This window comes from Hafnia psychrotolerans, assembly GCF_014639435.1.
Classification (GTDB): Bacteria; Pseudomonadota; Gammaproteobacteria; order Enterobacterales; family Enterobacteriaceae; genus Ewingella; species Ewingella psychrotolerans.
In genome coordinates, this window is the sequence record NZ_BMFZ01000004.1 from 385,678 (window position 1) to 397,803 (window position 12,126).

At 55.6% G+C, this 12,126-nt stretch carries 16 protein-coding genes; 1 reads left to right on the plus strand and 15 read right to left on the minus strand.

Annotation, left to right across the window (positions count from 1 at the left end):
• Window positions 1–54 precede the first annotated feature (54 nt).
• The 3 genes from IEV89_RS10160 to IEV89_RS10170 form a co-directional block, all read right to left on the minus strand.
• Window positions 55–1,236: an MFS transporter gene (locus tag IEV89_RS10160; RefSeq protein ID WP_188473120.1), complete on the minus strand. Its 1,182-nt coding sequence runs from the start codon at window positions 1,234–1,236 to the stop codon at window positions 55–57.
• Between the two features lie 137 nt (window positions 1,237–1,373).
• Window positions 1,374–2,096: an arsenical resistance protein ArsH gene (arsH, locus tag IEV89_RS10165; protein WP_188473127.1), complete on the minus strand. Its 723-nt coding sequence runs from the start codon at window positions 2,094–2,096 to the stop codon at window positions 1,374–1,376.
• 23 nt (window positions 2,097–2,119) lie between these two features.
• A complete protein-coding gene (locus IEV89_RS10170) occupies window positions 2,120–2,419 on the minus strand; it encodes an ArsR/SmtB family transcription factor (protein WP_188473289.1) in 300 nt (99 codons plus the stop codon).
• A 125-nt stretch (window positions 2,420–2,544) separates the two neighbouring features.
• Here IEV89_RS10170 and IEV89_RS10175 point away from each other — a divergent pair, with 125 nt between their 5' ends.
• Complete coding sequence (locus IEV89_RS10175; protein ID WP_188473129.1) at window positions 2,545–2,811, plus strand: hypothetical protein; 267 nt, start codon at window positions 2,545–2,547, stop codon at window positions 2,809–2,811.
• A gap of 97 nt (window positions 2,812–2,908) precedes the next feature.
• On the opposite strand, the gene IEV89_RS10180 is transcribed toward IEV89_RS10175, so the two are convergent.
• From IEV89_RS10180 to IEV89_RS10235, 12 genes are all read right to left on the minus strand, one after another.
• Entirely contained in the window at window positions 2,909–3,307 is a 399-nt protein-coding gene (locus IEV89_RS10180; RefSeq protein ID WP_188473131.1) for a hypothetical protein, read from the minus strand.
• Window positions 3,304–6,123: a conjugative transfer ATPase gene (locus IEV89_RS10185; protein ID WP_188473133.1), complete on the minus strand. Its 2,820-nt coding sequence runs from the start codon at window positions 6,121–6,123 to the stop codon at window positions 3,304–3,306. Before IEV89_RS10185 ends, IEV89_RS10180 begins: the two co-directional genes overlap by 4 nt.
• Window positions 6,123–6,530: a TIGR03751 family conjugal transfer lipoprotein gene (locus tag IEV89_RS10190; protein WP_060435728.1), complete on the minus strand. Its 408-nt coding sequence runs from the start codon at window positions 6,528–6,530 to the stop codon at window positions 6,123–6,125. The genes IEV89_RS10185 and IEV89_RS10190 overlap by 1 nt, the downstream gene beginning before the upstream one ends.
• Before the next feature lie 4 nt (window positions 6,531–6,534).
• Complete coding sequence (locus IEV89_RS10195; RefSeq protein ID WP_188473135.1) at window positions 6,535–6,921, minus strand: hypothetical protein; 387 nt, start codon at window positions 6,919–6,921, stop codon at window positions 6,535–6,537.
• Between the two features lie 14 nt (window positions 6,922–6,935).
• The gene (locus IEV89_RS10200; RefSeq protein WP_188473137.1) at window positions 6,936–8,462 is read right to left on the minus strand and encodes a TIGR03752 family integrating conjugative element protein; all 1,527 of its coding nucleotides are present in this window, start codon (window positions 8,460–8,462) and stop codon (window positions 6,936–6,938) included.
• Window positions 8,459–9,352: a TIGR03749 family integrating conjugative element protein gene (locus tag IEV89_RS10205; protein ID WP_188473139.1), complete on the minus strand. Its 894-nt coding sequence runs from the start codon at window positions 9,350–9,352 to the stop codon at window positions 8,459–8,461. The genes IEV89_RS10200 and IEV89_RS10205 overlap by 4 nt, the downstream gene beginning before the upstream one ends.
• Window positions 9,349–10,008 (minus strand): PFL_4703 family integrating conjugative element protein, encoded by a 660-nt coding sequence (locus IEV89_RS10210; protein WP_188473141.1) that lies wholly within the window; start codon window positions 10,006–10,008, stop codon window positions 9,349–9,351. Before IEV89_RS10210 ends, IEV89_RS10205 begins: the two co-directional genes overlap by 4 nt.
• Window positions 10,005–10,379, minus strand: coding sequence for a TIGR03750 family conjugal transfer protein (locus IEV89_RS10215; protein ID WP_047609041.1), 375 nt, complete (start codon window positions 10,377–10,379; stop codon window positions 10,005–10,007). The genes IEV89_RS10210 and IEV89_RS10215 overlap by 4 nt, the downstream gene beginning before the upstream one ends.
• A gap of 9 nt (window positions 10,380–10,388) precedes the next feature.
• The gene (locus IEV89_RS10220) at window positions 10,389–10,739 is read right to left on the minus strand and encodes a TIGR03745 family integrating conjugative element membrane protein (RefSeq protein WP_188473143.1); all 351 of its coding nucleotides are present in this window, start codon (window positions 10,737–10,739) and stop codon (window positions 10,389–10,391) included.
• 15 nt (window positions 10,740–10,754) lie between these two features.
• Window positions 10,755–11,000 carry a TIGR03758 family integrating conjugative element protein gene (locus tag IEV89_RS10225; protein ID WP_188473145.1) on the minus strand — a complete coding sequence of 82 codons (246 nt, stop codon included), beginning with the start codon at window positions 10,998–11,000 and terminating at the stop codon, window positions 10,755–10,757.
• Entirely contained in the window at window positions 11,000–11,317 is a 318-nt protein-coding gene (locus IEV89_RS10230; RefSeq protein ID WP_188473147.1) for an integrative conjugative element protein, RAQPRD family, read from the minus strand. Before IEV89_RS10230 ends, IEV89_RS10225 begins: the two co-directional genes overlap by 1 nt.
• 337 nt (window positions 11,318–11,654) lie before the next feature.
• Window positions 11,655–12,023: a hypothetical protein gene (locus IEV89_RS10235; RefSeq protein WP_229746439.1), complete on the minus strand. Its 369-nt coding sequence runs from the start codon at window positions 12,021–12,023 to the stop codon at window positions 11,655–11,657.
• Window positions 12,024–12,126: the final 103 nt, after the last annotated feature.

The following is a 12,126-nucleotide window of genomic DNA, read 5'->3' on the forward strand; positions in this document are numbered from 1 at the left end:
GCTTGCGAGACAGCCTGCTGAGACCCACGCCCTGTTCTCCCCGGCTTTCTCCCCTCATGCTACCTGCCTGTACCGTTCCCTAAACGAAAGAGCAACACTCAGGACCGTAATTATCAGTGACACAGACAGAGAAAACAACAAGGTGTCATAAATGCCCATGGCGTCCAGCAGGCTGGCATAGATGGCCGGTGCCAGAGCGGAAAGGAAAAAGCTTGGCATCAGCAGTGTACCGAGTTTGTCTGCATACTGATGTTTATCGAACATAACGAGAGGTAAAGTAGCCCTAACCAGCGTCGACAGGCCGTTGGCTGCACCATAACTTAATACAAAGAGAGCAGCGCTTACGGTGGAGTGGAAACTGAACAGACTGAACACAAAGCAGAATGGCAATATTCCCCCCACCAGCATATTCAGTCCAAGCGGCGAGCCTTTTGCGCCCATAAAAACGTCGCTCAGGCGGGCGCTGACCTGACCGACGCCCCAGAGTGTGCCAATCAATACCGGTACGCCGAAGCCTGCAAGCATGGCGGGGAGATGCGCGGAAATTCCCGTGGATAAAAAGCTCAGCAAGGCCATCAGAGCGGCGTAAATCCAGCCCGACCACCGGTTACTGTCGTCGACTAACCCACAGGGTGACGGGGCTGGTTGGGTACCGGAAGTCAGTGGCGATGACATTTTATCGGGCAGACAACGGAGTAAGAGAAGGCTCATCAGCGCAAACAGCCCATAGCAAACCGTACCTGCACGCCATCCCATCACCGTTAAGAGCCACGCACCTACCGGCCAGAAGGCCACGGAAGCAAGACCGCCCAGCAGCGTTACCTGCGTCATGGATTTTCGTGCCGATGGACCCGCGATATCCACCAGAACGGCGAAGGCGGCGTCATAAAGAGACAATCGCATCCCTGCGCCCATAATAACCCAGGCTGCCCAGTAGCTCAGGGGCCCCTGACTGGCCGCTAACAAAAGACATCCGGTGGCGTTCAGCACGATGCCGCTGGCCATCATCTTTTTTCCGCCCAGGTGTTTCAATATCCTGCCGGAAAATGGCGAGGTGAGCCCCATTATGCCCATGGATAGTGTCTGCCCGGAATAGGTCATCACCTGCGTCCATCCCAGCTCCCTGCCGATAGCCTGACCAAATGCCCCCAGCAGGTAAAAGGTAATGCCCCAGTTAATCAGCTGGGTTAACCCCACGAATAACGTCACCCTGCCCTTTACAATGACCTGTTCCAACGGGAATGCTCCTTGGGGAAAAGACCGGGAGATTACAGGATAATTATTACACCTCTACTTTACTCATCGGAGGCATTTATCCGGCTATGGTTGCGCGTGCTACACAGCCGCGCCACTGCATGCAGGATGTGACGCTCTCAAATGCTTTTCTGGTTAACTCTGACGGACAATTCGGCGGCACTTTCTTTGCGTTCGCTGTAACGGTCAACCAGGTATTCAGCATTGCCACGGGTTAACAGCGTAAATTTCATTAGCTCTTCCATCACGTCGACAATGCGGTCGTAATAAGCGGAAGGTTTCATCCTGCCGTTTTCATCGAACTCCAGAAACGCCTTGGCGACGGAGGACTGATTCGGGATAGTGATCATGCGCATCCATCGGCCAAGAATGCGCATCTGATTCAGGGCATTAAACGACTGTGAACCGCCGCTGACCTGCATGATGGCAAGGGTTTTCCCCTGAGTAGGACGAACAGCGCCTACCGATAGCGGGATCCAGTCAATCTGGGCCTTCATGATGCCGGTCATCGCACCGTGGCGTTCAGGTGAACACCAGACCATCCCTTCTGACCACATCACAAGCTCACGAAGTTCAAGGACTTTTGGATGCGTATCCGGCGCATCATCGGGGAGCGGCAGCCCGGAAGGATTGAATATTTTCACCTCGGCGCCCATCGCCATAAGCAGACATGCAGCCTCTTCTGTAGCTAACCTGCTGTATGACCGTTCTCGTACTGAACCATAAAGCATTAAAATTCGCGGGGCGTGACGGCACGCGGTCAGGGAGAGTCTTTCCGTGCTGATGTGGTTATCGAAGATTTCAGGCTGAATGTTGCTAAGTTCGTTAATCGAATCTGACATATTTCGTTCTCTGTGTGGTGTCATCAACAGGTTTGGTCCTTCTCGGCGCAGCATTCGTCGATAAAGAAGGCCATAATTTCGTTCAGAACCTCATACTGCGGTAAGCAATACAACGTTCTGCCGTGCCGGTTTTGGCGTACCAGCCCCACCGCAACCAGGGCAGCGACATGATGGCTGAGCGTGGAGGCAGGTATGTCCAGGCGTTTTTGCAACTCACCCACGGGCAGGCCCTCATGCCCCGACTTCACCAGCGACTTATACACGGTGAGACGGGTTGGGTGGCCAAGCTCTTTTAGCGCGTTGGCGACGTCATTGAGTTCCATTACAACCTCCATAATTCTATATTTCTAGAATAATAGAAATATAGAATTAATCAACACCACTACGTTAAACACATTTGGTATGGTTCGAATATGCCCCTATCCAGACAGTTGCATCCTGACCGCCGGTGCAACGAATTGAGTACTGGTACAAACGCCACCCCAGTGCCATCCAGGCACGCCGCTTCGCTCTCACCGTCATCATCTATGTCCGGGAGAACATTGCAAAAGGAGCACCGCGCATTTTTATGACCGGTGTGGAAATCAACCAAGACACGCTGATGGAGTACCTGAACGATCGCCTGACCTTTGCCAGGATATCGGAGAACAAGCAGTTGGAGAACTCACTCCGGATTGCGATCGAGATGGTGGAAAATAATAAAGGTAATCTGTAACATGAGCTAATACAGCTAACGCGCCTGCGGCTTGTTCAACTGGCGTCGTCTGCACAAAAGATTTGAGCAGCCATCGCCAGTTTCCTGTTTCCCTCTTTTACCCTTCTTTGACCGTCAGCACATCCAGAGATTTCAGCAGCCACATCATGTCAGTGGCATCCGCCACATTGATATACCATCGGACTCCCCGTGCATATTCATTGTCATCCGGCCAGATGGTGTTACCTGTAATGGTGATCAATAAATCCAGTGTGGCCCCTGCATTATCTTTCAGATGTACTGAAACACAGTTGAGCGAGCCCACCCGATGCGGCCGCATCGAGAGAAGCGCCGGTGACTGCAGGCGTTTTCGGATATGGTCGCAGAGCGTCGTAAGCTGACCATGATCGGTGACACCGATACGGGCCTCTCCCTGCGGTGGCACATCAAACATGACGGCAAGACTCACTTCATTATCATTGACCACGGCAGGTGGTAACATTCCCAGTCGTCTCATACTGCCCTCGCCTCAATGAGTATTCCCCGGGCCTTATCGAGCTTTCGGGCAACGTGGAACGCCGCTTCCAGCTCACTACAGTGGTATTCATTCATCAGCGCACGCCGCTCCGCTTTTTCTTCTTTCTCTGTCATCCCAAGTGCCAGATACAGACTGGGCGGCACCGCCCGGAACAGTGCCTCTACCCTTTTGGCCAGGACCACACCTTCGGTATAGCAACGCGGGAGCTTGGTCGCCGACAACAGCATGGCTTTTTGCTCCACCGTGAGCTTTTTAAAGCGTGAAATTTGCTCCACTTCATCCGGCGGCATGGTCAGACACAGCCACCATTCAGCCATGTTGAGCATTTTTTCCGCCGTGTCCGGGTAGTCCGCAAGGTTCTGGGTGGCCAGCCACAGCCAGGCACCGAGCTTACGCCACATTTTCACCACCTTGGTCATGTAAGGCGACAGCAGCGGGTTCGTGGTCACGATATGGGCCTCATCAATCACCATATTGATTTCACGGTCAAGATACTGGTCACGTTCGGCAATGTTGTTCACCGTATTGACCAGAGCAATGACCGCCACCGCCATCTGCGCTTCATAACCTTCCCTGGCCAGCGTACCCAGGTCGATCAGCGTGACGTCTGCCTCCGGCCACGGCGTACCTGGCCGGTTAAACAGCTCGCCCTCAAAACCTTCGGTGAACATTCGCAGTGCTTCTGACATTTCTTCGGCACGTGCCCGCCGGCTGGCCGTTCTGCGTTCGCGGCCGTCGACATCTTTTGAGTTATCGCGTGCAATATTTTCCAGCGCATGCATCAGATCCTCAGGCAACATTTGCCGGTTCTCATTAAAGGATGCGCGCGCCGCCGCGAGGATAGCTTCACGCAGCATCCCGCGATCGGCCCGCGTCATGCGGGCCTCCTCGGCCGCCTCCCCGCCGGTTACCATCAGACGCGCCGCAATTTCCATTTCTCCCAGGATGTCACGTTTTTCATCGTCTTCCTCATCGCCCGTACCGGCATCAAGCTCGGGCAGAGCCGACTCATCAATGACCAGCTCATCGGGTGAGGCCTGGAGCAACAGATGGGCATCGGCGAAGGGGGCCAGCGAGACACCTTTCCCCGGCTTTACGCTGATTTTATTGACAGTCAGTCCCAGCGACTCACAGTAATCTGCAAACAACCCAAACGAGTTACCCGCCTCCAGCAGGAATAACCGGGAACGGTGTACCGCCATCAGCTGAGACAGCGAAGCACAAAGCGTGGCCGATTTACCTGAACCGGTTGGCCCGAACAGCAACAGGTGCGCGTTCTGCGTGCGGTCATCTTTGTTCATCGGGTCGAAGGTCAGCGGAGCGCCGCCGCGGTTGAAGAAGGAAAACCCCGGATTACCGGTGCCGGTATCGCGGCCAAACACCGGTAACAGGCAGGCAAAATGCTGCACAAACGTCAGCCGGCTGTACCAGTGGTTTTTATCCACCGACGGGTTAAAGCACATCGGCATGGCACGCAGGTAACCATTTAGCGGGGCCACATCGTGCTCAGGATTCACCGGCTGCAGCCCGGCATTGAGCAGTTTTGCACTGATATCGAGATAGCGCTTATCGAGGCTGTTGAGGTCGGGGGCGCGCAGGAGAAACGTCAGCGCAGACCGGTACAGCTTATGCTGGTCGCCCAGGTATTCCCGGGCTTTTTTGGCATCCTCGCGGGCGCGGGTAGATTCAATATTTTCCCCCATAGCGTTACGGCCAAGGCGGCTGAATTCTTCTTCCAGCACGTCCTGCGGTTGCACAATCAGCGTCATAGCAATCATGGTTCCCTCCGGCATCAGGTCCATCAGGGTATTGATGTTCTCCCCCCGCCGGACTTCACCGGTCAGATGGCCCGTTTGCGGCGCGCGGCGTAAGCGTTCGACCGGCACGGCCTTATGAGCGACGTTATCAAACCACCACACACCCCGCTCGGCATCGCTGCGCGGGCGCGTAAACCACAGGGTTTCGCTAAAATCATTCAGAATAGGCAGGCTGTCCGGTTCGCCGTCGTCATGCCGTGCGGCGCGATAAAGCACCTCGGGAGCCACCCACTGTGGACTCGGATTAAACCAGCGCAGCAGCCAGCTGTGGATCTGCTCCCCGTTTTGTCGCTCACAGCGAATGCCGGCACCGGCCAGCGCCGAGGTCAGCCGGTCACATACCTGATTAAGCAGGACTGCCGGCGGCAGCGGATCACGGGCATTCTTCTCGACATATCGATAAATAACCATGCGCGTGCGGCGGGTCTGACCACGCCAGGGCGCGCCGGTGACAATCTTGTCCTCAAAAAGCCCCTTTTCTACTGAAATACTTTGCATGTGTCGTTCAGTTTCGGCCAGCCAGGCGCGGGTAAACGGCGTCCCCTGTGCCCAGGGTTTGACATAGCCCCGTAGCTTATCCATATAGGCCGTCACGTCAGTTTCATCCTGACAGTAAAACTGCACTACCCACTGATTCCCGTCGAGCTCCGGGAGGCTGTCCTGCAGCGCATCCTCCACTACGTCGCGGATTTCTTCCAGACGTTCGGTCGGACGTCCCTCCGTGCCCACCGGGATCACCTCAAACACGGCGCCGACGGACACGCCGTCATCGAGAAGCAGGCAGCGCCCATCCGGGAGATATTCGCCCCAGGGCATATAATCAATAATCGACGGCTGCAGGCCATAGGCTCTGGCCTCATCGCTGTGGGTGAACCGCCCCTCACGGCTGAACGGCTCATGCCCCTCAACCGCGAAGGGTCCGTTGCCACTAAGCTGTACGTCTGAGGTATCGGGTTGACGACGAAACAGTGAAAACATTACAACTCTCCCGTGCGTTCGCCCGGCAGGGCATATTGGATCTGGCTGTAGAACGGAAACACCGTGCTGTATCCCGGCACCGGCGCATTGCCATCGGCGATGTGCGGGTACACGTACATCACCATGTCCGGATTGGGCAGGCGTGGAAACGTCTGCTGTATTTCATTTTCCTGCGTTCGGCTGTAACTTTCCGCCACCTGCGTTGACGCGGTGCGTTCGCGATCGTTGAGCGTTCGGCGAAGCGTAGTGCGTCCTTCCCCGGTCGCGTGCGTCGTTGATGCACCATCATTCCATAACTCCAGCATGGTACTGTCACCCGGGGGCAACATAGTGTCTTTACTGGTACTGCAGCCGCTCAGCAGCATAAGTACCCCTGCATACATCAGAAGTGTTCTTCTCTTTTTCATTCGCCTACCCGCCTTTCTTGTAGAGTTCATCCGCTGAAGCAAAGTCCTGAAAACAATGCAGTAAAAATTTGTCCAGCGCCTTTCGCTGAAGCTCTCCTGTGACACGCGGGATCCGTAATGCCGCAGCGGGCAGCCAAAGCTGCGCCGCCACAGGCGTCGGGTCATTGACCAGCGCGACCATCCAGCTGAGTGAATTCTTTTTGCGGGGAGCGACCGTCCCCGGTCCACGACAGCACCACCACATCGGTTGCAGCACGCCAGAAAACAGCATTGCACTCACTTCCTTCGCACCAAAGCCTGCCACTGCCGGGGAGTGACAAACGGACTGCCAGGGCGTGACCTGATGCGTGATGAGCGAGAGAAACAATGCCTGTGCTGAGTCTGAAACCATCCCGACATCCCTCCTTAATCAAGACCGGTACCGGCCTGGCTCAGACTAAAGCCATAGTTCACCTTGCGGCCCTTCTCTTCATAATCAATGGCAAGCTGTTTGGTGATATGGATCGCCACCTTCATACCCGGCGGCACGTAAATGGCATCAAAGGTTTGGCCATAGCGGGCTTTCACCCAGTCCGCCGTATCCCGCATGCCCCCGGACAAGGCCTTGCCCAACACGGCCTGCCCGGCATCCCCCGTCAGCGTAGAGGTCACCCCGCCATATCCGTTGGTCTGCGTGCTGTTCTGGTTCTGAGCCAGGGCATCACCCGCCGCGCTGCTGGCCCCCAGCGCAAAGAGCGTCGGCAGGTAAGTCGAGGCGTTGGATTTACGCTCACCGGAAAGGCACGGAATACCGTTTTCATCAGACAGCCAGCCAATACTGCTTGCACTCCCGTTGCTTTCACCCTGGCCTCCACCCTGACTGTCAGCCTGCCCGGCAGGCCTTGGCAGGGTGCGTACGGTACCGTCTGAAAACACAAACGTAATGCTGGTCACTGAGCCGCGCACGCACGACAGCGTCCAGTCTCCTGTCGCCGTACCGGATACGACAGCCCCCTGCACATCCGGCAGATCGATGCCGTTTGCGGTCAGGTTGTCTTTTCCTATCAGCACCTTGAAGGGGTAAGGGTCAGTCACTTTCCCATCGATGGGAACGCGGCCTAGCAGCGCGGTCATCGCCCGACGGCCGATTAAGGTAGAGTTCTCAGGAAGGGTATACACCGGGTCTACCGGCCCTTCGGCGGCTTTATTGCCGCTCAGCGTCTGGCCGGTATTCGTTTTATTGGCCAGCTCCGCTTTCTGGCGAGTAATGGCGTTATCGTCCATAAAAGAGGTGGCAAAGGAGAACCCGCTGGCGGCATTGGTATTTCCCTCACCGAGGTGTTTGCCGCTGGCATCGACGGCAACGCCGTCTTTCGGCTCAATCCACTGGAGGCCGTCGCTGCCAGGCGCGGAGGCGGGAGTGCCGCCACCCTCGAGGCCTAATCCCACAGGGATATCGCTGCCAACCGTGGAGGAATTTCCTGTCACCGTCTCCTGGGTACGGCTGCCTTTTTCCTGTAACTGCTGCATGAGGCCGCCAATTTTCGACGTCAGATCCTGCACCTGATTCTTCAGTTGGCTCTGCTCCTTGTCAGCCACGGACTGCGCGTTGACCACCGCCTGATTAATGCGCTCATCGACGTTCTGGTTAGTCTGCTTCAGGTTCTTGTTTTCCTCCGCCAGGCTTTTGTTGTCCGCATCGAGCTGATTTTGCCGTTTGGTCACCGTCTTCAGGCTGCCGACCAGCGTTCTCAGGGTATCCTGCGGCGTGTCCCCCTCGATGCCCATGGCCTTCATGTCCTCCGGAGTCAGGTCAGGCACGACCGTTCCGGCCGTGGTCTGCGCTTTCTTCTCGCCACCGCCTGATGAGCAGGATTTGACGCCGATAAACACCGCGCCAAGGATGGCCAGAGGCACCATGAGTTTGACTAAACCATTGGATTTGATTTTCATTGACGGGAACTCCGCGACTTTTTGGCATGAATGGGCGTCACGGCGGGCTCGGCCAGGAAAGCCCCTTCAGGACGGCCTTGAACCACCAGATACAATACCGTGGTATCTTCCGGCGTCCCGGCATTTCCTAACCACCGGTGCTGGAACGTCGCCGACACAAATTGCCCGTCCAGTTCACGGGGATCGAGAATGACTTTTGCCGCCGACGTATTGCGTACCTGCAGAGCCACCACGCTGTAACCATTGAGGGTCCAGGCGGCCAGCGGGCTGACCATCACCGGCGCTGAGGGATAAAGGGTCGTGATCCGGGACGGCAATTTCAGGGCGACTGTACTGATGCCCGGCACCGTTTCAACCGTCCGCAGCGGCCCATAAAGGCTTTGCGCGGCATAGCGGGTCAGCACCACAGGTAGCGGCGCATTCAGCTTCGCCGGTTTACGTCGTTCTGTTGTCCCCTCCCCCTGAGTGGTTGCCGGCTGCCCGCTGTTGCCGGCACCGCTGACCTGGGTTTTATCGCTGGCAGAGGCTGACGACACCTCACCGTCATAGACCACCTGAACCGGCTCACGGGTTGCTTTCCCCGCCGCCGCACTGACGTCGAGCAGGATAATTTCGCCGTTTTCCTTGTTCTGCAACTGCAGGCGCGTCAGAGGAAACGCGTCGGTGGCATCCAGATAGACCGCCCCTCCGCTGCTCTGCACCCGCAGCTTGCCGTTAAGGGAAGGTGGAAAACCCACCCGCACGTTTTTGTCCACGAACACGATCCGCTCCTGCCCCACGTTGAGGGGTATCTGCAGAGGGATCCGTTCCCACTTCATCAGCTCCACGGCATGGGCGGCACCGGCCGTTGCTATCAGTAACCCACCGGCTACCAGGACGTTTAATTTCACTGGAATACCCCCGTTTTCTTCTCCGGTGCCTGGACAGGCATAGCCTCCAGACGCTGCGGCACACCGTCATAGCAGTCCATGGCCAGCCCAAACGGATTACGCTCAGGGTCGCCCTCCCAGCGGATCACCTTTATCGGATAACGCACCATCGCCCGCTTAACCGGTTCGGTGTGGTAATACTCGTCCGCCACCAGATCAAGGCGGGCCACCCATTCATCCTCGGATTTGATCTCCACGCTTCTACTGCTGTAACCGCGCTTCGGGATCTCGTAAACCACACGCACGCGGTCTTTCAGCTCGCCGCTGTTGGTGCGAAATTCGGCATCCTTATTCAAAAAATCCTGGCAGGCAGGCGTCAGGAAAGGACTCATCTGGGCAATCTTTGCCGGATAGTCCACCTCCCCGTCTTTGGGCCAGGCATTGAGCTGCTGGAAAATGTAAAAGGCAAAGCTGTACACCGTTGACGGCGGCACTTCCCACCATTTTTTGGTACTGCCCGACCGCAGATCGGGCGGATTGTGGATGGTCAGGTTACGAGGTGCCAGCATCCAGCCGGTGCTGGCTGTCAGCAGCGCGACAAACAACATGCCGCACATTAACCGAAGGGTAAAAATATGGTTGTCGCGTGCGCTCACCGCATTGCGAAAACGGCTCATTGACTTGCTCCCCGTTTAACCGGGCGCGTACGCCGCAGCGCCCATGCCCGGCTGTGGACGATCAGCCCCCGAAAAAGTCCGGCGCGGGCGCGCAGCTCCTCCAGACGACGCCACAGATAGTTGTCCGGTTTTCCGCGTTTGTAATTGCTGACCCAGCGCCCGCCGATAAACACCACGATGATGGGCATAATCAGCATGCAGGTCGGGATCGCAATCCAGCCGACTGCAGGGATGAAGACCAGAGGAAGAGAGACCGGAATACCGAGTACAAAACCCACCGCGGCCGCCAGAAGAAACTCTCCGGCGGTGAAGCCTCTCCAGACGACGGGCGGGGTATTCAGACGGTCAGGTAAAAACTCGATAACGGCCATACCGCCTCCTCAGATGATGTCGCTGGATTTGGTGACCAGCCAGATAACGACGACCAGCAAGATGACGCCAATAATCACGAAGGTGCCGAACTCCGTCCAGGTCGCCTTACCCTGACGGACGTGATGGAAGCAGCTGATTGCCGCATTAGCGACAACAATAAAGGCCACGGCCGCAATAATCAGACCGCCCAGCGTCAGACCGTCGCGCAAATAGCCTTTGATGGTGGCATAGGTACCGCTCCCGCCTCCTGATGAAGGCTGCTCAATGGGCGGAAGGTCAGCCAGGGCATTACCGATATAAAAAAGGGTGCTGCCTGCCAGCAGGGAAAAATTGTTACGAAAAAATGTCATTAACTTCATAGAATTATCCTTACTTCAGTGGAAAAACAGGAAGAGTGTTACGAGTAGAAGAACCACCAGGCGGATGGCCGACTCCGGCAGCTTGCTCATAGGAATGGATTTGTCAGACACGCCGCGATAGGCCGTCACCAGCACCCAGGCAACGAACAGAAAGAGCACAGCCCCCAGCAGGCCTAAAATCAGCAAGTTGAGAGCAGACGGCTCCATGCCGCCGCCGGTGCCGGCACTCCAGCCTGACAGCTGACTGCTGGTCATGGACATTAGCGATCCTCCTCGCCGCGGTACTGGCCGGTGACTGACATCGGTATCGAAGGCTGAGCGCGGGAAGGTTCCAGATAGCGCGCTATGCCCTGCTTCATCGTGGTGATGTCGCGGGTCGCACTGAGGTAATCGAAATAGAAACGGGCATCCTGACCATTCTGGTTGGCTACAACGCGGGCCCTGTCCAGGCCGGCCTGAACCTGATCAAGCTGACGCATCACCAGGGCCAGTTCATCTTTTTCGGAAGCCTGCGTCGGGAACGTGCTGAAGCTGCACATAGCCAGCAGCAGTATGCAGAATCCGGGGGTTGGGCGCATGACGCTCTCCTGTGTGTTTAAGGTTGCGGGGAAAGACTGACGCAACCGAACAGGGAGAGCAGCAGGAAAGTGTTTATAGCGGGGAGAAAATTAAATAAACACAAGGGTTAGCCATGCAGGACACCAAACATCAGTATGTGTGATTGGTTCTGACTTGCCTTAAAGGTGAGTGAGGTGCAGAAATTCAGCTAATGACTTACATGTTGAAATAAAGCGATCCAAGACTGGATGCTATAAGCGAATAATCCCTGTCCTGGTTGCTTGTACGTGCGAATGTTCAATGGTGGGTGCATGTCGGCATTCAATACTTAGCAGCCGACATGGCTTTTACTTTCTATTATAACCCTTTGGTAAAACTACCACTCTTCAGCACGCCATCGGAATATATACAACGATAAGAAATGGGCAGTTGCGAATGCCAGTAGCCAAAATCAAGCAATGTGGCATTTACATCTACAGTGATATTGTCACCAGAACCACTCATTTTGACCGCGATGTCTTGAGCTGCATCTGCTGGTGAGGCATTAAGCATATTTTTTGCACAAAGACTCGCAGTTCCTATGTCTGTCAACGCTGTTTTATTATTAATACTTCGATGTCCTGGATCACTTAAAGTAAGAGTTGTTGGGACATTTGTCGCACACCCTGCGCAGGCAAGAATCATTACTAAGAGGGATATTCTTAATCTCATAAAGTTACTTCCCATAACGGTTTAATTTTCTTGAAATTTTAACAGTTTCCGCCTGAAAATCTTCAATTAATTGATTGTAGTGTTAAGGGTCGCTGTTCGAAAATAGTCTCCAATCTGG

Excerpts from the sequence above, each read along its gene's own strand:
- arsH (WP_188473127.1), bottom strand. The coding sequence starts at position 2,096 with ATGTCAGATTCGATTAACGAACTTAGCAACATTCAGCCTGAAATCTTC.
- IEV89_RS10170 (WP_188473289.1), bottom strand. The coding sequence starts at position 2,419 with ATGGAACTCAATGACGTCGCCAACGCGCTAAAAGAGCTTGGCCACCCA.
- IEV89_RS10180 (WP_188473131.1), bottom strand. The coding sequence starts at position 3,307 with ATGAGACGACTGGGAATGTTACCACCTGCCGTGGTCAATGATAATGAA.
- IEV89_RS10185 (WP_188473133.1), bottom strand. The coding sequence starts at position 6,123 with ATGTTTTCACTGTTTCGTCGTCAACCCGATACCTCAGACGTACAGCTT.
- IEV89_RS10190 (WP_060435728.1), bottom strand. The coding sequence starts at position 6,530 with ATGAAAAAGAGAAGAACACTTCTGATGTATGCAGGGGTACTTATGCTG.
- IEV89_RS10195 (WP_188473135.1), bottom strand. The coding sequence starts at position 6,921 with ATGGTTTCAGACTCAGCACAGGCATTGTTTCTCTCGCTCATCACGCAT.
- IEV89_RS10200 (WP_188473137.1), bottom strand. The coding sequence starts at position 8,462 with ATGAAAATCAAATCCAATGGTTTAGTCAAACTCATGGTGCCTCTGGCC.
- IEV89_RS10210 (WP_188473141.1), bottom strand. The coding sequence starts at position 10,008 with ATGAGCCGTTTTCGCAATGCGGTGAGCGCACGCGACAACCATATTTTT.
- IEV89_RS10215 (WP_047609041.1), bottom strand. The coding sequence starts at position 10,379 with ATGGCCGTTATCGAGTTTTTACCTGACCGTCTGAATACCCCGCCCGTC.
- IEV89_RS10220 (WP_188473143.1), bottom strand. The coding sequence starts at position 10,739 with ATGAAGTTAATGACATTTTTTCGTAACAATTTTTCCCTGCTGGCAGGC.
- IEV89_RS10225 (WP_188473145.1), bottom strand. The coding sequence starts at position 11,000 with ATGTCCATGACCAGCAGTCAGCTGTCAGGCTGGAGTGCCGGCACCGGC.
- IEV89_RS10230 (WP_188473147.1), bottom strand. The coding sequence starts at position 11,317 with ATGCGCCCAACCCCCGGATTCTGCATACTGCTGCTGGCTATGTGCAGC.
- IEV89_RS10235 (WP_229746439.1), bottom strand. The coding sequence starts at position 12,023 with ATGGGAAGTAACTTTATGAGATTAAGAATATCCCTCTTAGTAATGATT.